Annotated in this window: 15 protein-coding genes and 3 pseudogenes; 3 read left to right on the top strand and 15 right to left on the bottom strand. The window is 57.4% G+C overall.

The annotated features are described in order from the left end of the window. The 3 genes and pseudogenes from C0Z16_RS39225 to C0Z16_RS35935 all read right to left on the bottom strand — a co-directional run. Positions 1-114, bottom strand: a pseudogene (locus tag C0Z16_RS39225) (IS630-like element ISCARN39 family transposase); the annotation flags it as partial. Between the two features lie 64 nt (positions 115-178). Continuing rightward, positions 179-946, bottom strand: coding sequence for an SDR family NAD(P)-dependent oxidoreductase (locus C0Z16_RS35930; RefSeq protein ID WP_102636707.1), 768 nt, complete (start codon positions 944-946; stop codon positions 179-181). A gap of 143 nt (positions 947-1,089) precedes the next feature. Then, entirely contained in the window at positions 1,090-1,512 is a 423-nt protein-coding gene (locus tag C0Z16_RS35935; protein WP_102636708.1) for an SRPBCC family protein, read from the bottom strand. A 566-nt stretch (positions 1,513-2,078) separates the two neighbouring features. Between C0Z16_RS35935 and istA the strand changes: the two genes are divergently transcribed. Both istA and C0Z16_RS35945 read left to right on the top strand, forming a co-directional pair. Continuing rightward, entirely contained in the window at positions 2,079-2,705 is a 627-nt protein-coding gene (gene istA / locus C0Z16_RS35940) for an IS21 family transposase (RefSeq protein ID WP_455430273.1), read from the top strand. Further along, positions 2,681-3,294 (top strand): annotated as a pseudogene (locus tag C0Z16_RS35945) (ATP-binding protein); the annotation flags it as partial. The gene istA and the pseudogene C0Z16_RS35945, both read left to right, overlap by 25 nt. Positions 3,295-3,698: 404 nt before the next feature. Here C0Z16_RS35945 and C0Z16_RS35950 read toward each other — a convergent pair. From C0Z16_RS35950 to C0Z16_RS36005, 12 genes and pseudogenes are all read right to left on the bottom strand, one after another. Next, complete coding sequence (locus tag C0Z16_RS35950) at positions 3,699-4,406, bottom strand: GntR family transcriptional regulator (RefSeq protein ID WP_175130779.1); 708 nt, start codon at positions 4,404-4,406, stop codon at positions 3,699-3,701. Between the two features lie 53 nt (positions 4,407-4,459). After that, entirely contained in the window at positions 4,460-5,512 is a 1,053-nt protein-coding gene (locus C0Z16_RS35955) for a proline racemase family protein (protein ID WP_102636709.1), read from the bottom strand. 12 nt (positions 5,513-5,524) lie between these two features. Further along, a complete protein-coding gene (locus C0Z16_RS35960; RefSeq protein ID WP_102636710.1) occupies positions 5,525-7,006 on the bottom strand; it encodes an aldehyde dehydrogenase family protein in 1,482 nt (493 codons plus the stop codon). 10 nt (positions 7,007-7,016) lie between these two features. After that, a complete protein-coding gene (locus C0Z16_RS35965) occupies positions 7,017-8,309 on the bottom strand; it encodes an NAD(P)/FAD-dependent oxidoreductase (RefSeq protein WP_244201502.1) in 1,293 nt (430 codons plus the stop codon). After that, positions 8,306-9,322, bottom strand: a complete 1,017-nt coding sequence (locus tag C0Z16_RS35970) for a 4-hydroxyproline epimerase (RefSeq protein ID WP_102636711.1) — start codon at positions 9,320-9,322, stop codon at positions 8,306-8,308. The genes C0Z16_RS35965 and C0Z16_RS35970 overlap by 4 nt, the downstream gene beginning before the upstream one ends. A gap of 59 nt (positions 9,323-9,381) precedes the next feature. Next, the gene (dapA, locus tag C0Z16_RS35975; RefSeq protein WP_102636712.1) at positions 9,382-10,260 is read right to left on the bottom strand and encodes a 4-hydroxy-tetrahydrodipicolinate synthase; all 879 of its coding nucleotides are present in this window, start codon (positions 10,258-10,260) and stop codon (positions 9,382-9,384) included. Between the two features lie 33 nt (positions 10,261-10,293). Next, positions 10,294-10,959, bottom strand: a complete 666-nt coding sequence (locus tag C0Z16_RS35980) for an amino acid ABC transporter permease (protein ID WP_102636713.1) — start codon at positions 10,957-10,959, stop codon at positions 10,294-10,296. 10 nt (positions 10,960-10,969) lie between these two features. Continuing rightward, a complete protein-coding gene (locus C0Z16_RS35985; RefSeq protein WP_102636714.1) occupies positions 10,970-11,641 on the bottom strand; it encodes an amino acid ABC transporter permease in 672 nt (223 codons plus the stop codon). Between the two features lie 8 nt (positions 11,642-11,649). After that, complete coding sequence (locus C0Z16_RS35990; protein WP_102636715.1) at positions 11,650-12,483, bottom strand: amino acid ABC transporter ATP-binding protein; 834 nt, start codon at positions 12,481-12,483, stop codon at positions 11,650-11,652. Between the two features lie 385 nt (positions 12,484-12,868). Continuing rightward, the gene (locus tag C0Z16_RS35995; RefSeq protein WP_102636716.1) at positions 12,869-14,014 is read right to left on the bottom strand and encodes a porin; all 1,146 of its coding nucleotides are present in this window, start codon (positions 14,012-14,014) and stop codon (positions 12,869-12,871) included. A gap of 149 nt (positions 14,015-14,163) precedes the next feature. Continuing rightward, positions 14,164-14,997 carry a transporter substrate-binding domain-containing protein gene (locus C0Z16_RS36000; protein WP_102636717.1) on the bottom strand — a complete coding sequence of 278 codons (834 nt, stop codon included), beginning with the start codon at positions 14,995-14,997 and terminating at the stop codon, positions 14,164-14,166. A 774-nt stretch (positions 14,998-15,771) separates the two neighbouring features. After that, a pseudogene (locus C0Z16_RS36005) lies at positions 15,772-16,593 on the bottom strand (PDR/VanB family oxidoreductase); the annotation flags it as partial. A 433-nt stretch (positions 16,594-17,026) separates the two neighbouring features. Here C0Z16_RS36005 and C0Z16_RS38490 point away from each other — a divergent pair. Next, the gene (locus C0Z16_RS38490) at positions 17,027-17,362 is read left to right on the top strand and encodes a cytochrome P450 (RefSeq protein WP_208638669.1); all 336 of its coding nucleotides are present in this window, start codon (positions 17,027-17,029) and stop codon (positions 17,360-17,362) included. Positions 17,363-17,471 lie beyond the last annotated feature (109 nt).

A 17,471-nucleotide genomic window follows, 5' to 3' on the forward strand; every position in this document is an offset into this window, starting at 1 on the left:
CTGCCGAGCCACGCCCACAGCCAACGCCACCTCGGCGCAGCCCTTGCCCGCCAGCAGCAGCCGACCCGCCTTCAATCGCTTCTTTGCTGCTTCGCTCAATCGCCTTTGCGCCATGCCAACTTGTCTCCGAGATCGCCCTGGAGACATAACGCTTGAGACGCTCAACGGTTGTCATGATTTACGGAAATATCAATAAGCTTTGCCCTGTAATGTAATTGCTGTGCTCAGCGCAAAACATCGCCGCTATACACCCGAAATCATTTGCTGAGCCGAATCTGCCTGCGGGGATCGGAATCGATCGGACGGCCTCGGCAATTTCGGCATTCAAGTCGGTGCCGTTTTCAGCAGCTTTAGCACTGTAGATCGCTCGGATTCCGTCCGTATCGTGCATCGCCGGAAGTAACGTGTTGATCGTAACGTTGTATTGAGCTACCTGCCGAGCCACCGCGACAGAGTAGTTTGTCAATGCGGACCTCGGTGCACCCGACAAGATTCGCCAAGCGTGAGGGAACTTCGCCGCTGCAGTCGCAATGTTCAGGATGCGCCCCCACCTGCGTTCAATCATGCCGTCCACCACGCGCCGCATGAACTCGACTGGAGAAATGATTGTAAGCTCGAAATTGACACGCCAGTCATGCTCCGAAATGGAGCGAAAATCCTCGATGTACGGTGGTGGCGAGCACGTGCCAACGAGGATATCCGGCTCCGGGCAGCGGGCTAAAATCAGCTCCCGCCCTTCTGTCGTCGCATGGTCAGCGACGATAGCTTCAACTTTTGCGCCGGTCGAGCAACGGATTGCTTCGCAGGCGTCGTTTAGTCTTCCTTCGTTCCGAGCGGAGATGAATAGTTCGACTCCTTCGCGAGCAAGCGCGAAGGCCGTTCCAAGACCCAGCCCAGCGCTCCCTCCATTGACGATCGCCTTTCGACCTCGAATACCCAGATCCATTCCATTCCTTCCGTGTGAGCAAAAGAACCAATAGCGCCCGATGCTCTATTGGTCGGCTTGGCACAGCTTGTTACCGCCACCGAGCTGTGCGATTGAATCCCCTACACGTCTCGGCGACTATGCCATCGCGCGTCGTGCGCGGACTAGCCAACCGAACGAAGCGCTCCCTTGAGATGGCCAATGCGAGTGGGATAGTAGGCCTTGAGAGCCATGTTGACATTGCCTGCATGCTCACTATAGGCATCCAAGCCGCCCACCCAGTCAATGCGAGTGGAAGCCGCGCTAAGTGACGTCAGGGTAATGGAAGCCTTTACGCCCATGTACTGGCGACGACTGCACGCAGTAACCGTGTACTTGATGACGTGATGGAGATCATCTAGTCGCTCGAGCCGCTCAGTCGCCCACCAGTCGCTGAAGTAGACTGTCCGCAAGGCGCCAACGCCATTACCGACCGTCTCACACCGGACGACTTCCGGGTGCCAGCGCTCGAGTTCGGCAAAATCCGCCACGACGTCCCACACTCGGTCGATGGGTGCCTTGATGAAGTCGGTGACGACAACTGTCATTGCATTGCCTCGATTGGTCAGACACGCGGCCGTCCGCACACGCACTCGGTAGAATCGCTGCCTGATGCAAAATTTAAGATGTCACGATACTGTATCGTACCATACTGTTTTGGCTATCTGCATCGCCAAAGATGAAGCTTGCGGTTGACTCGCTCGATGTTTTGCGAAAGGTGTGGGCGCAACGCTCTGCAGGCCGCCGGGGCGCACCGTGGAATCTCAGCGACGTTCGTACGACACCTAACCCATGTCAACGACCTCGGACTCCTATGTGGGTCGGCGGTATGAGGAAGCAGCTCTTCGCCGCTGTTTACGGGTGGGCGACGGCTGGTCTGTCCGGACTTCGCGCGCCTCGGGCCATTACGCCGCCGGGTCTTCCGTGATGTTGGTACTACTACCTACTACACAGGAAGTGACCCATGACCACTGGAGTTGAACTCGAGGCACAGATCCTGCGCTACTACCACGTCGAGAAGCGGCGCTGCGGCACCATCGCACGGCAGTAGCACGTGCACCGTGGCACGGTCCAGTGCGTGCTGGCGCAGGCGGGTCTGCCCCCCGTCGGCGGGATGCTCAGACCTTCGCAGATCGATGCGTACCTGCCGTTTATCCATGACACGCTCAAGAGGTTTCCGTCGCACACGGCCAGCCGGCTGTATGCGATGGTCACCGAGCGCGGCTACAGTGGCAACCCTCATCATTTCCGGCACCTGATCGCGGTGCACCGTCCGCGTCCTACACCAGAGGCTTATCTGCGGCTGCGCACCTTGCCTGGAGAGCAGGGCCAGGTTGACTGGCCCCATTTCGATCACCTGCAGATCGGGCGCGCGCGCCGGCCGCTCATGGCCTTCGTCATGGTGCTCTCGTGGTCGCGGCAGATCTATCTGCGCTTCTTCCTTGATGCCCGCATGGACAGCTTCCTGGCGGACCACGCCGGCGCGTTCGCGGCGTGGTCCGGATTGCCAAGGATCCTCCTCTACGACAATCTCAGGAGCGCTGTGCTCGAGCGTCAAGGTGATGCGATCCGCTTCAACCCGACGCTTCTCGCGTTCGCCGCCCATCATCGCTTCGAGCCCCGTCCAGTGGCAGTGGCCAGAGGAAACGAGAAGGGACGCGTCGAAAGAGCTATCAGGTATGTACGTGAGAGTTTCTTTGCCGCGCGCAAGTTCGCCGATCTCGACGATCTGAACATCTAGGCCGGGACGCCCATGTGGGCAGCTTCAAACCGCTGTGCGACTTTGACTCGGCCTGGCCCACGCGCTGCGATCGGGCCGCCGTCGAAGAACTGATCTCGCTCGAGTTCGTCAGGGACACGGCCAACGTCGTACTGATCGGCCCGAACGGCGTGGGCAAGTCGACCTTGGCGCTGAACCTCGCCTACCAGGCGCCCGTTAGCGGGCACACCGCGCTGTTCACTACCGCTGGCCAGATGCTCGGTGAGCTCGCCGCGCTTGACAGTGACTCGGCGTTACGTCGGCGGTTGCACCGGTACGCCACGCCTGACGTGCTTGTAATTGACGAGGTCGGACACCCGTCCTACTCGAACCGCCACGCCGACCTGCTGTTCGAACTGATTAGCCGCAGATACGGCGCAGCGAGCACTGTGGTCACGACAAACCGGCCGTTCGCAGAAGGTCGGAGGTGTTTCCGAACGCCGCCTGCGTCGTCTCGCTGGTTGACCGGTAGGTGCATCGCGCCGAAGTCGTCGCGATCGAAGGCGAGTGCTACCGGGTCAAGGAGGCACGGGAACGGGCCGAGCAGCGCGCAAAGAAACGCAGCGCGGCGGTAGCAAACATTCTCATAGAAGGTCGCTACGACCGGCACACTGCGCGCGTACGGCAGCGGCTCTTCAACGCGCATGCCAATGTCACTCGTTCAATGGCCAATGCAGGACTTGAAGTTTTCCACACACCAAACGCCGGTTTGTTCCTTTGGGCGAAGTTGCCAATCCGACCAGGAGACAGCATCGCGGTAACAAATGATGCGTTGAGCAAGGGAATCTGGCTTGCCCCGGGCTCATACTTTCGACCAAGTGGGCCGGCGTCAGAGTGGTTCAGGTTCAACGCCGCAACGCCGCAACGCCTATGTTCCTGAACTGTGGACGTTCTTGAAGGGATTGGCCGGCGGTTCCGGCTGACTGTTGCCGCAAAAAAAGGCAGCCTTGGCGAGACCAAATCTGCAGGCTTGAGTCAGAGAAGCGCCATCGTTTCCGTCATATTTTGGCGCATGTAGTCCAGAAAGCGCTTCTGAAACAACATGGTGTGCTCGTGCGCTAACCTCTCGGCCGCGTCCGCGTCTTTTCGCGCAATCGCGTTGATGATTTCTGCGTGGTCACGCCCCAGTCTGGTCGCGGTCGGCGAAGTCGTGGTGAAGTCGAAATGAAGATGCAACAAACGCTGCCCTTCACCCAACAGCCGCTCGTAGTATCCAACGAAATACGGATTGTTTGCCGCCTGCGCGATGGTCATATGCAGAGCCTTATTCGTCTCTGACATCGCATTGAAGTCACCACTGTCGACCGCCTCCATGTAGACATCGTCTGCTTTCTGGATGCGCTTGAGGTCGGCCTCGGTCCTATGCAACGCGGCGAGCCGGGTGACAGCCCGTTGAATCAGGTCCAGCGCAGACACATACTTCGGGAACTCTTCAATCTCGAATGGCGTGACGAGCGTGGTCCGATTCGGAAGAATCGTCACCAGGCCTTCGCTAGTCAGCCTCGCGAGCGCGTCGCGCACAGGCGAACGGGACAGGCCAAATTGTTCTGCAAGCGAGACTTCGTCCAGTGGAGCGCCGGGCTTGAGTTGCAGCGTGAGGATTTGCTTGCGCAACTCTTCGTAAATGTACTTTCCGCCATGGCGGCGGCCACTGGCTTCAGTCTCCGTGGTAGCTTTGCTCATCGTTTCACCGCCATCATGATGGGCCCGAAAAGACGGGCGCGCATTCAAGTTTATCATTGTGCGCGCTCCTTCCCAGACATCTGCGGGAAACCCGAACCCCATGTGTCGGTCAACATGAAACCGGCAGCCAAGGGGTCGTCAGGGTCGACGCCAATTTGCTGAATTCCGAACACCCAGGCTCGCCCTTGCACTCGCGGAAGGATGGCCGGCTTCCCGCCAACTTCCGACTTCTCGAGCAACTCAACAACGAATTCCCCGCCGATAGTTGAACGGGACGTCAGTCGGCTGCCCACATCGACCAGACCACGTGCTGCCAGCGTCGCCAGGTTGGCTGAACTTCCGGTCCCACAGGGGGACCGGTCAATTCGCCCCGGAGGCAGCGTCGTGCACGTCTGATACAACTCATCGCTGACCCTGTTGCGAAACATCACGTAGGCAATCTCATTTATCTCTGGATGCAGTGGATGCCGTATCTGAATCTGGTCGTTGATGACGTTCTTCAATGCGACACCGACTTCCGCAAGTTCGCGAGCATTCTCCGGTGCAATAGCGAGGCCTACCTGTTGCACGTCGACGAGAGCGTAATAGACCCCACCGAACGCAACGTCTACCTTAAGGTTTCCGTATCGCTCCGTTTGGATACTGAAGTCCAGGTGCTCCACAAACGACGGCACCATGTCAAGCGAGACCGACGTGCAGCGACCGCTCTTGCAGGCGGCCCGGGCAGTCACGAGTCCGGCAGGGGTGTCGAGCACGACGATAGTCTCCGGCTCCTGCATTTCCAACATACCCAGTTCGAGCAACGCCGTAACGACACAAATTGCGTTGCTGCCCGACATCGGATGGGCCTTATCTGCTTGCAGGACGATGAAGCCTGCATGCGCGTCCGGCCTCGTCGGCGGCAACAGCAGATTGACTGACATCTGGAGGCAGCCTCGCGGCTCCAGGACGACCAACCTCCGAAGACTGTCATCCACTTCGTTGATGTAGTTCATCTTGTCGAGCATCGTCGCACCAGGGATGCCAACGACACCACCCGTGATGACTTTGCCTATCTCGCCTTCGCAGTGTACGTCTACAAGTTGGAGCGTCTTCTTCCACCGCATGATTGACCTACCTTACTTGATGTACCAGCCCCACGGCTTGTCGCTGTTGTACCGTGTAATTTGCTTCGTTTCCAGATAATTGTTCAGGCCCCATTCGCCGAGTTCCCGACCGATGCCGCTCTGCTTGTAGCCGCCCCAAGGCGCTTCGGTGAACGTTGGTTGCGAACAGTTAATCCAGACAATCCCCGCGCGGAGGGCTCGTGCAACGCGCTCGCATCGCTCGTTGTCTTTCGACATTACGGCAGCTGCCAGACCGAAACGGGAGTCGTTTGCAGAACGCACGGCTTGCGCCTCATCGTCAAACGGACGAATGCATACCACAGGTCCAAAAATCTCTTCATTCCAGACCCAGCTATCTTCAGGCACGTCGGCAAACACGACCGGCTCCATGAAGTAACCCTTGTCCAGATGCTCCGGACGGCTCCCGCCCACGACAAGTCGCGCCCCCTCCTCTTTCCCACGGGCAACGGCGTCCTGAACCTTGTTGTACTGCTCCCGACTGACAATCGGGCCGAGCAGCACACCGTCACTCAAGCCGCTGCCAATAGTGATTTTCTGCGTCTCTTCCTTCAAGCGAGCGAGCAGGCGGTCGTAGATTCCGCGTTGCACGAGAACGCGCGATGTTGCAGAGCAAACCTCGCCTTGGTTCCAGAAGATGCCGAACATAATCCATTCGACTGCCGCGTCTATGTCACTGTCGTCGAACACGATGAATGGCGACTTTCCACCAAGTTCCAGGCTTATGTTCTTGATGTCGCGCGCTGCGGCCTGCATGATGCGGCTGCCTGTCGGCACGCTGCCCGTGAAAGCAAGCTTGTCGATGCCAGGGTGCTCGCTCAACGGGGCGCCAGCATCTTTACCAAGGCCAGTCACGATATTCAGCACACCAGGTGGCAGGTCGGCCGCAGCAGCGATGCTTCCGAGTTCGAGCGCCGTAAGCGGCGTCAGCTCCGAAGGCTTCAGCACCATCGCACAGCCAGCCGCCAATGCCGGAGCGACCTTCCATGCAGCCATCAACATGGGGAAATTCCATGGAATGATGGCCCCCGCCACGCCAACCGGTTCCTTCCTTGCCACCGAAGTAAACCGGTCGTCGGACAGAGCCACGGGTGTTTCTGCAGTCTCATCGAGTTTTTCGGCAAGACCTGCGTAGAACTCAAAGCAGCCAGCGGCGTCGCCGAGGTCCCAGAGCGCTTCGGGGAGCGGCTTGCCGTTGTCGCAGACTTCGATTTCTGCCAGTTCCTGGAGGCGCTCGCGAATGCCTTTGCCGATACGACGAAGCACTGCTGCACGGTCCGCACCACTCATGCGCGGCCACGGACCTTCATCGAACGCCTTGCGCGCGGCCTTTACAGCGAGGTCAACGTCTTCCGCTGTCGCTGCGGCGACTTTGGCTATGACCTGCTCACTGCTGGGGTCGATGGTCTCAAAGCTTCCATTTTTGATGGGTGCGACCCATCGGCCGTCGATGAAAAGTCGTTCGTACGATTTCATGGATGTTCTCTCAGGCAAAGCGGTAGGCGCTGAATGGCGTGAGGTTTTGTTTGGTGGCGCGACCGGCGACCATGTCGCCAATCAATCTACCCGTCGTTGCTCCGAGCGTCAGTCCAAGCTGGCCGTGGCCAAAGGCCATCAACACGTTGGTCAGTCGGCGTGAGCGGTCGATAACCGGTTTCGTATCGGGCAGGAAAGGTCTGTATCCGACGCCGAACTCAACGTCGTCGGTTCGAAGCTCAGGCAGAATCCGCCTGGCTTTTTCAAGAATGATTTCTGCGCGCTGGAAATTTGGCTCAGCGTTACGACCTGCGAATTCGGTGGTGCCGCCAATTTGAAGACCACGAGTCATCGGCGTAAAGCAAAACCCGCCATCCGCATAAATGAGTGAGTGTCGGATGTCCACGTTCGGATTCGGAATGAGAGCCTGATAACCGGCAATCCCTTCGAGCGGAACCTTAACGCCCAACTGGTCAAAGAAGTGCCTTGAGCCAATGCCTGCTGCAACAACGACATGGTTTGCCGGAATCTGCTGCCCATTGCGAAGTGAAACTCCAGTAGCCAGGCCTCCCGACTCGTTGATTCCCGCGGCGCCCGACTGCACCCGTACGCCTCCACTGGAAACGAAGCTATCGGTCAACGCTGCAATGAAGCCTTCCGTGTCATTCACGAAACGCCAATCCGGGAAAAGCAGACCGTGTGCGAAGCGGCCCGAAAGCGCCGGCTCCAGGTCAGCAATTTCCTTAGCCGAAATACGTTGACAGGCAAAACCCAGTGATTCGCGTAACTCGAGATGCTCCTTGTCGCGTTCGATTGCGCTGGCGTGGTCAAACAGTTCAATCACCGGACGCTCACCAAGAAGGGCCTTATCGCCGCATTCTTCGAGAAGCGGCGCATAGTCGTCGTACACGTCGTGAGTCAATGTGGCCAATGCCTGTGCAATGTCCACAATCTTCGAATGGCGCGCAGACGCAACGAAGCGCGCAAACCACGGCAGAATTCCGGGCAATGCTCGAGGACGCAAAGCAAGTGGTCCTTTCTGGTCCATCAACCATCCAGGCACCTTTTTCAGAATGCCGGGTTTGGATAGCGGAATGACTTCGCTCACCGCCATCTGGCCGCAGCTCCATTTCGCGGTACTGTTGCCCGGGACCTCCGGGTCGACGAGCGTAACAGCATAACCTTCACGCAGAAGGTAGAGCGCGCAACATACGCCAACGATGCCGCCCCCGATGACCACTGCAGTCTCGCGCGGTACGGCCGCTGTTGCCCCCGGGAAATGCTGATGCAGAACGGCGTTCACTTTGCAAACTCCTGCAGGCTGAACCCGTATGCGTAGGGCTGTGCGTCATCAACATAGTGTTCGCCACGTCCCGTAATCCACGCTCGTCCTTCGATACTTGGAAACACCGCGTCCAGACCACTTTTGAGCTTAGTCGGCTCTTCGGCGCGGCCGATGAAGCGACTGCCGATAAGGCTCTCGTGCTTGAAAGGCTGACCTTGGTCAAGCAGTCCCCGGGCGAAACGTTGTGCGACTCGCGCGGAGCTCCCCGTTCCGCACGGCGAACGGTCAATCAGGCTATCTCCCGCAATGACCACCGCCCGTCCGTCGGATTCAGGAACGGTAGGTCGACCTGTCCACATGCAGTGTTTGACGCCGCGAATTTGCGCGTTGTCCGGATGGACGACGTCAATCGCGTCATTGACTAGCCTCTGCATATCACGTCCCCATTCAAGCAGTTGCTCCGGGGAGAAGTGCTCGCAACCGGGGTAGTTTTCCTGAACTTCGACGATGGGGTAAAAGTTCCCACCGTAGGCGATGTCCACAGCGAGCTTTCCAAATTGCGGATGCGAGATTTCGACGTCGCGATGCAGCAGGAAGCTTGGGACGTTCGTGAATCGAACTGAAGCAACGCGGTCGCCATCCATCTCATAGCGAGCGGTCACCTGACCGGCCGGCACATCGACGACGACGAGGCCCGGTTGCTTCGGCGAGATGAGGCCGGCTTCCAGCGCAAACGAAATTGAGCCAATCGTCGCATGCCCACACATGGGGAGGCAGCCCGACGTTTCGATGAAAAGCAGACTGAAGTCGGCGTTGTTACTCAACGGCGGATAGAAGATTGTTCCAGACATGTGGGAGTGGCCACGCGGTTCAAGCATCAATGCGCGACGAACCCAGTCATAGTTCTCAACGAAAAATAGCCGGCGGTCGTTCATCGTTGCGCCTTGAAGCTCAGGGCCGCCACTGACGACCATGCGCACGGGCATACCTTCGGTATGGCCCTCGATACAGGCAAAGGTGTGTCTAGACATGTTCCTCTTCTCTTTGCAATTGCGTCGCCCCACGGCTTGAGGCGACGCACCCTTCGAGATTACGCCTGCGACGTTTCGAAGACCTTGCGGAACTCAGCCTTCTCTTCATCGGTCAGCGGCTTGAGCGGCATACGCGCGTTGCCGACCTTGAAACCAGCAAGCTCGCAGCCGTACTTCACCTTCTGCACAAACTTTCCTGCTTCCATGCTCGCCATTACCGGGAACAGTGTGCGCATGACCTCCTGCGCGCCGAAGATGTCGCCCGCGGCGAACTTGTCATAGATTTCGACGGTCTTCTTCGCGAAGCAATTCGCGGGTCCGCAAATCCAGCTGCTTGCCCCCCAAAGGAAGAAATCGAGCGCCTGGTCGTCCGAGCCGCACGACAGCTGATAGTGGTCCTTGTACTTTGAACCGATTTCGATAGCACGCAGCAGATTGCCACTGCTTTCCTTGATGCCAATAACGCGCGGGTTGTCCTTAAATGCGTCGAGGACGTCGTAGCCGACTTCGACGTTGGTACGGACCGGATAGTTGTAGACGACCAAGTCGATTTCCGGCACAGCTTCAAGAATTGCCTCGTAGTGGCCGATGAGCTCTTCCTGCGACGGAAGCGCGTAGTACGGCGGCGCGATGAGCAGGTTGGTGTACCCGGCGTCACGCGTCTGCTTCACCTGCTCGATAACCTCGCGCGTGGATGAGCCATTGGCACCTGCAATCAGGATACCGCGGTCGCCGACGACTTCACGAACGGTCTTCAGGATGGCGCGGCGCTCTTCGTTATTGAGCGCGTAGTATTCGCCCGTCGAGCCCAGCGGCACGAAGCCCTTGACACCCGCCTTCAGTTGGAACTCGATGATGGATGCCAACGTGTCATGGTCGACAGCGCCCTTCGAATCGAACGGCGTAACCAGGGCGGGCAAGATACCTTTCATTTCCATGTGTTTTTCTCCGACTTAGCAAGTACAGGTAAGTTAGTAGGCGTATCGCCTAAGCATGCGCGTCTCGACCACGCCGACCAGACGCGTCAGCGGGAAAGCGACGAAGAAGTAAATCAGTGCGACTGTCGTCAGGAATTCGACCGGCTTGGCCGTGCTGTTCGAGATGTTCTGACCGACGAACATAAGGTCCGCAACGCCCACGGACGAGATGAGCGCGCTCTCCTTGAACAGACTGACGACGTTCGAAAGAAGCGGCGGAATGGCGCGCAACAAAGCTTGCGGGAAGATGACGTAGAGAATTTTTGCCTGAGGCGAAAGGCTCAACGCCGTGCACGCATCGTGCTGCTCCGCCGAAATGGATTTCAGTGCGCCGCGGAAGGTTTCGCTGGTAATAGCCGCCATGTAAAGCGTCAGTGAAATAACCACTGACACGTACGGTGGAATCGGAATCCGGAAGACAACCGGAAAGCAGAAGTAGACCCAGAAGAGCTGGATAAGCAACGGGGTTCCGCGGAAGAATTCGACGTAAAGAATCGTCGTCGCTTTCATCAACCGCGACGGGGACATCCGCAACAGGCTCAAAACAAATCCCGCAAGGCTTCCGATGACGGCGCAACTGCTCGTAAATGCAACCGTAAGCGCGAGGCCTTTAAGCAAAACCAGCCAATAAGGCAATACAGCGGAAAAGTCGAGATGCATGGTCTTCTCCTCAACGCTGAACAGCGAGGTCCTGACGACGCTCGATTACATGAACCAGCTTCGCAATCGGCAGCGAGAGAGCGAAGTAAATGAGCGCAACCACCGTGTATGTTTCGAGGGGGCGATACGCTTCAGTCGCGAGGCTCTTTCCGACATACATCAGGTCCGCTACAGCGACAATGGCAACGAGGGCGCTTTGTTGCAGACTTCCGATGCCATTGGTCATCAGGACCGGCATTGCGCTACGAAGCGCCTGCGGGAGAACAACGTAGATGGTGCGTTGCCATGATTTCAAGCCGAGCGCCACACAAGCGTCGAGATGCTCCTTCGGGACTGCCTGCACGCCGGCGCGGTAAGCCTCGGCGTTAAAGGCTGTCAGATTGAGGCCCAGTGCCAGTACACCCATCAGAATGGGGTCGATAAAAATATCGACCATCATCGGAATGCAATAAAAGAACCACACGATTTGCAACAGCGCCGGCGTGCAGCGGAAAAATTCGATGAACAGCTGAGCCGGCCACCGGAGGACGACCCAACGGCTCATGGCCAGAAGGCAGAGCAGAAAACCGAGTACGAGGCCCATGATGTTGGATGCAACGGCCAGCTCGGTGGTGACCCGGAGGCCATCGAGCAACGCACCGACACTTCCTTCTAGGAAGCGGAAGTCGAAGTGATAGTTCATAGTCAGCCTCAATCCAGATGCAGAACTTTCTCGAGGAACTCCCGGGTGCGGGATTCCTTCGGACATTTGAACATTTCTGCGGGCGCGCCCTGCTCCACGATTTTCCCGCCGGCGCAGAAAACAACACGCGTCGCAATGTCGCGTGCGAAATGCATATCGTGGGTCACGACAATCATCGCCATTTTCTGCTCGGCGAGCTTGAGCATCACGTTCTGCACTTCGATGACCATTTCCGGGTCAAGGGCCGAAGTTACTTCGTCGAAAAGCATCAGCTTCGGCTCAAGCATCAAGGCGCGCGCGATGGCAACCCGTTGCTTCTGACCACCGGAGAGCTGGCTGGGGTACGCGTGAAGTTTGCTTTCAAGGCCCAGTCGGGCGAGATACATGCGGGCCCGCTCTGCCGCCTCTGCTTTTGAGACACCGCCGACCTTGACTGGCGCCAGGACGAGGTTGCCAAGAACCGAGAGGTGAGGAAACAGGGTGTAGTGCTGAAACACCATGCCAATCTGCTTTTGCAGCTTCGCATCAATGCGCTTGGAACGACCCGAATCGGCGCCGTAAATATACGGCTTTCCTTGGAATCCAATCTGTCCACCCTGGATACCTTCCAGACCCATCATGACGCGCAGGAGTGAGCTTTTGCCGCTTCCGCTTGGGCCGATGATGACAAGGCGGTCGTCGGCGCGCATATCGAGGTTCATGTGGTCCATGACGACCAGGTTTTCGCCATAGGACTTATAGACGTCCTGGAACTTCACAAAGTCGCCAGTGGTCGAGGACGAGAAGTCAAAAGCTGCTGGCGAAGTGTGAGGTTGAGCAATCACGGTTTGGGGTGACAACATGAAATCTCTCCAGCGAGGCGCGCCCTCGGGCACGTGATGTGTGAATCGAATCTGACCTTTCTCGATGGAGCCGAACTGAATCCGGGAATCAGCCAGGAAATTCTTGCCATCAAGAGCCAGCCTGGCCTCCGAATCATCGCTGCCGCCGGGTCGTGCTGTCGGCCCGAGCAATACACAGTTTTGTGTGTTGCGATGTGTGCAACGTTGTATGCATAGTAGGCGGCCAAATTCCGACTCGTCAACAGCTGTTTTGCCCTTCCAGGGAAATTACTAGGGACGGGATGCGACCCCTGGTCGGGCTCCGGGTGGCTGCGGGAAGGGATAGCTTCTCGGCGACAGGAAGCCCAGCGTTGGCTTCCCGCCACGATTTAATCCAAGGGGTGGGTTAGAACTTATGACGAATAGCAGCGCGGAGGACGAATTGATTCGATGTGGATGAAACGGCGTCTGCGCCAGGCACATACGCTACGTCCAGAACGGTGCCTGTCTTGTCTCCACCCGCGTGCTGATACGCGCCTTGCACGTACACGTCCGTACGCTTGGACAGGTTGTAGTCGGCCATCAGGCCAGCGGAATGGAAGTTAGGATGGAGTTGGCCGCTTGTAGCGTTGAAACTGGTTCGTGTATAGGTGTAGGCGGCGCCCACGTACAGCGCTGGCGTAAATTGGTACTTGGCGTTCACTTCAAAGTTGTTGAATCGGAGCGACGAAAGCGTCGCTCCCCCAACCGGCGTTATTGCGCCCACGTACCCGGAACTGAGCGGCTGGTCCATGGCGGTATTCGTGTAGGCAAAGCCCACGGTCGCACTTCCAAACGTGTAGTTGATTCCGGCGCCAAGTACGCGTAGACGCTTGGCGACGAAGTTTTCGTCTCCACCGTTGTTGATTGCACCGCTTGCCGTTGCTGACGGATTGTTCGCCTGAAGGTAGGCCGCTGCAATGAGCAACCCACCTGTCGTGTACTGCGCGCCGACGCTGTACTGCCGGTTATTTGCGAAATTGGTGTCGTTGCTGAAGCTGTACGTACCGCCGAACTGAAGACCGGCAAAACTTGGGCTTGTGTACTTGACTGTGTTGTTGACGCGGAAAGTGTTGTCCGTGTTGTCGTTGTCGTATGGGTGAGAGAAGATGTAGCCGCCCCAGTTCCCGTTCGCAGTGGTCTGGGCGAGGTAGTCGACTAGCGCGTCATACTGGCGCCCCATAGTCACCGTACCGAGGCCGTCGCTAGCGACGCCTACGTACGCCTGGCGTCCAAAGCCAAGACCACCTTGCGCTAACTTTCCGTTGTTCACATTAAAACCGCTTTCAATCTGGAAGACCGCCTTTAGGCCGCCACCTAGGTCCTCGGTACCTTTTAGGCCCCAGCGACTACCTTGCACGTAGCCGCTCTGAAGCTCATAGACCTTGCCGCCCTTGACATTGTTGGTGTAGTCAATTCCTTCGTCGATGACGCCGTAGAGTGTGACCGTATTTTGCGCAAACGCTGGAGCACTGGCCGCAACAATGACAGCGGCCGCAATTGATTTTTTCATTAGTTATCCAAATCTTATTGTCGATTAAAATAGTTGCTTTATTTATTGCTGGTTGTGTCGAAGCCGAGGATGCGCCCCGGCGGGCGCAGAGAGGGCGAACATCCGTAAGCAAACAAAGACGATGAGCTGAGGAAGCCCTTAACCCCCGATTACTTGTCAGTGACAAGCATGGCCTGAACCGAGGTCTTGATGAGCCGGTTGACCGCCCCTGATTTCACCTGCTCACTCACATATTTGTTGAGCACGGCCATGTCGGCGGCAGACGTCTCTTTTCTTACGCCGAAGGCGACTTCCTGCTGCGCGAGGGGCGGATTGGGCTGGATGGCGACTGCCCATTCGGGGTGCGCTTCTGTGAGCAACATGTTGGTGATATTGGCGTCGGCGAGAAGGTCGGCGCGCTTTGACATGAGGGACAGACGCGTTTCATCGTTGCCAGGCAAACGCATGATTTGAGCGTGCTTGATAACGCCTGAAATCGCCTTATCTTGTGCAGTCCCCGACATGACGGCGATGGTCACGCCCGGTTTGTCAATTTCCGCGATGGTATGCGCGCCCTTTGGAATCTTGGGGTTGTTTTTGTTGTAGGCGAGCGAGACGTTGTAGTCCGTGGCTGGCGCCGAGAAGGAAATCGCCTTTTCACGTTCCGGGGTGTCGTTGAGTGCGAGCGACAGGTCCCATTTGTCGGACTGAAGGCCGGCGACGATATTATCCCAGGTGGTATCGACGAATTCGACCTTCACTTTCAACACGTTCTGCCCAAAGTTTCGGCACAACTCGGAGAAGAACCCGCTGTACTCCCCCGTCTTCGGGTCTCGCATTACATACGGAGGCGCAACAGCAGCGCCGCATCGAAGAACACCAGCTTTCTTAACGCTTTGCCAAGCATTGGAGTCTTCCGCTTGCGACGGTGCGCTGGCAACCACACAGCTTGCAGCAACCAGGCACATAAGAGCTTGACGAGTAAAACGAGACAGCCGAACCATGATGACCCCTCAGATAAGAGTAAACCGTAGACAACGAGCGCCTCCGGCACACATGCCTGTGTGTTTAAATGTGTGCAGCGCTGTATGCATGATAGGAAGCCAAAATTTAGGATGTCAACTAGGCGATTGCCCTAGATACGAGCTCGCGAGGTCGGAATTCGCGAAATGCAAATGGATCCGGAGGCAGCTCATCAATTTGAGATGGCGCGCGTGACTGCAGCGGTTGCGGAGTCTCGAGCTTGCAGTATTCAGTTCTGTAGCCCCGTTACTTCTCAGGGACTCGAACCCTTTTCGAGCAGCGCCGTTTCGGCACTGAGGGCGCATGCACAGTCGTCACACCCGTCAAGCAGTTAATCAGCCAATTAGTTTCGCTTAGATAATAAATAAAACGGTTTTTTCGCGGTTATCATCACCTCATCAACTGGCTTATCCCGGATATCAAGTATTTATTAACTCTCGCAACTTGGCAGCGGAGTAAGTCGTGTGAGAGTCGTCGTGCTGGGGAGTGGCGTTGCTGGTGTAACAAGTGCGTCTTACCTCGCGCGGGCTACCGGCGTGGACAATCCCGAGGTAACGCTGCTCTGCGCGTGAGCAGTACCCGCGGATGCAATCATTCCCACGAGTGCGACGAAGGTTCGTGTCATCCAGTGATCTCCAAATAATTATTCCCAACTTGACTCTCAAAAAACAGTAATTATTCGAAAGGATTACTCCACATCTTGTATTTGATTATGGGATCAATCGCGAGTGCCCCAATTGTTGGTGGCGTTGGAGCTACAGGTCCAGCACCAGCCGCGCTGACTTAGCCCGCGAACAGCAGGGCGTAAACTGATCATTGGCCGCCTGCTGTTCTGGCGTGAGGAAAAGATCCCGATGATCCGGCTCTCCCTCCAGCACGCGCGTCAAGCACATGCCGCAAAGACCTTGTTCGCACGAGGTCGGGATGTCCACACCGATCTCCAGGAGTGCCTCCACGACGGTCTTGCTCTCTGAAACGGCAACAACTCGACCTGAACTCGCCAACATCACTTCGAACTCCTGGTTTACGTCGCCCTTCACCGGCTCCGAATTGAAGAACTCATAGTGGAGTTGCGCCTGTGGCCAGTTGGCTTTCCGCGCCGCGCCGAGCACGGCGTCAATGAAGCCCTTGGGACCACAAACATAGACGTGCACGCCCGGCTCCGGCCTAGCCAGGAGCGCGACGAGGTCTAGCCGCTGCTCTGGCGAGCCGTCGTCGAAGTGGAATCGGACGTTTGCCGCGAAGCTCGAGCGGCAGATCCGTTCTATGAACGCTGCTCTCTCTCTGGAGCGCGCGCAATAGTGCATCTCGAACGCGTCATCGGTGATCGCGAGTCGCTCGGCCATGCACAGGATCGGCGTGACGCCGATGCCACCGGCCAGAAGGACACTGCGCGCGGCCTCGTGCGCGAGCGTGAAGTGATTTTTAGGCGCGCTGATAGTCAACACATCGTCCTCATTCACCAGATCGTGCATCGCCGCCGAACCACCGCGCGACATTGGATCCTTCAGCACGCCGATCATGTACCGATGCCTCTCACCCGGGCTGTTGCACAGCGAGTACTGGCGCGTCAGTCCACGCCTCGAACGCGCAACGTTTTTACGTCGAAAAGCTATTTTTTGGTTGCTTGCATACCATATTGCTAGATACCATTATCCAAACAAGATTACCACCGTCGGTAGAACAAGGCACCGATAGCAGGCTCGACAACAACGCGGCGGCGGGAACGGCGTCTTATGGGCCGCCGATCGCCCGTTTCAGGAGACATACGTGACAAAATCCGCCTCTGGCCAACAAATCAGCTTCGCCGACCGCGACGTCTATGTCTGCCCGTTCTCGACATACGAGAAGCTCCGTGAGGAGTAGCCTGTCTATCGGGATCCAAAGTCAGGCAACTACATTCTCACTCGCTACGACGACGTCAAGAAAGCTCTGCTCAACGTCGCGGAACTGAGTAACAACACGGGCGTGCTAGGAGACCGCTGGGCGCCCGAGGCGAACCGGCTCGGGATGCAAGAACTGCAGAGTCTGATTCTGCAAATCCTCGTGGCTGGGAACGAGACCACGACAACGACGCTAGCCCTAGGGATGAAAACGCTCATTGAACGTCCAGATCTTGTCGAGGAGATCCGTTCCGCTCCTGAGCGGGTGAAGCCTTTCATCGAAGAAACGCTGCGCGTCACGGCTCCGCTGCAAACGCTGTTTCGCAGAGCGCTGACCGACATTGAGATTCATGGCACTACTATTCCTGCGGGTTCACTCGTGGAGGTTCGCTTTGGCGCGGCCAATCGCGATCCGCGTCAGTTTTCCTGTCCCGCGGCCATCGACCTATTGAGACTTCCATAATTCATGACGTCACCACAGCGTAGCCTGCATCCAGCAAGCGGCAATGATCGAAGGCCGCTTTTGAGCGCTCTTGAGCTTGTTGCGGGCGCTCGCGTGCAGTTCGCCGAGA

Source organism: Paraburkholderia rhynchosiae (assembly GCF_002879865.1).
GTDB classification, from domain to species: Bacteria; Pseudomonadota; Gammaproteobacteria; order Burkholderiales; family Burkholderiaceae; genus Paraburkholderia; species Paraburkholderia rhynchosiae.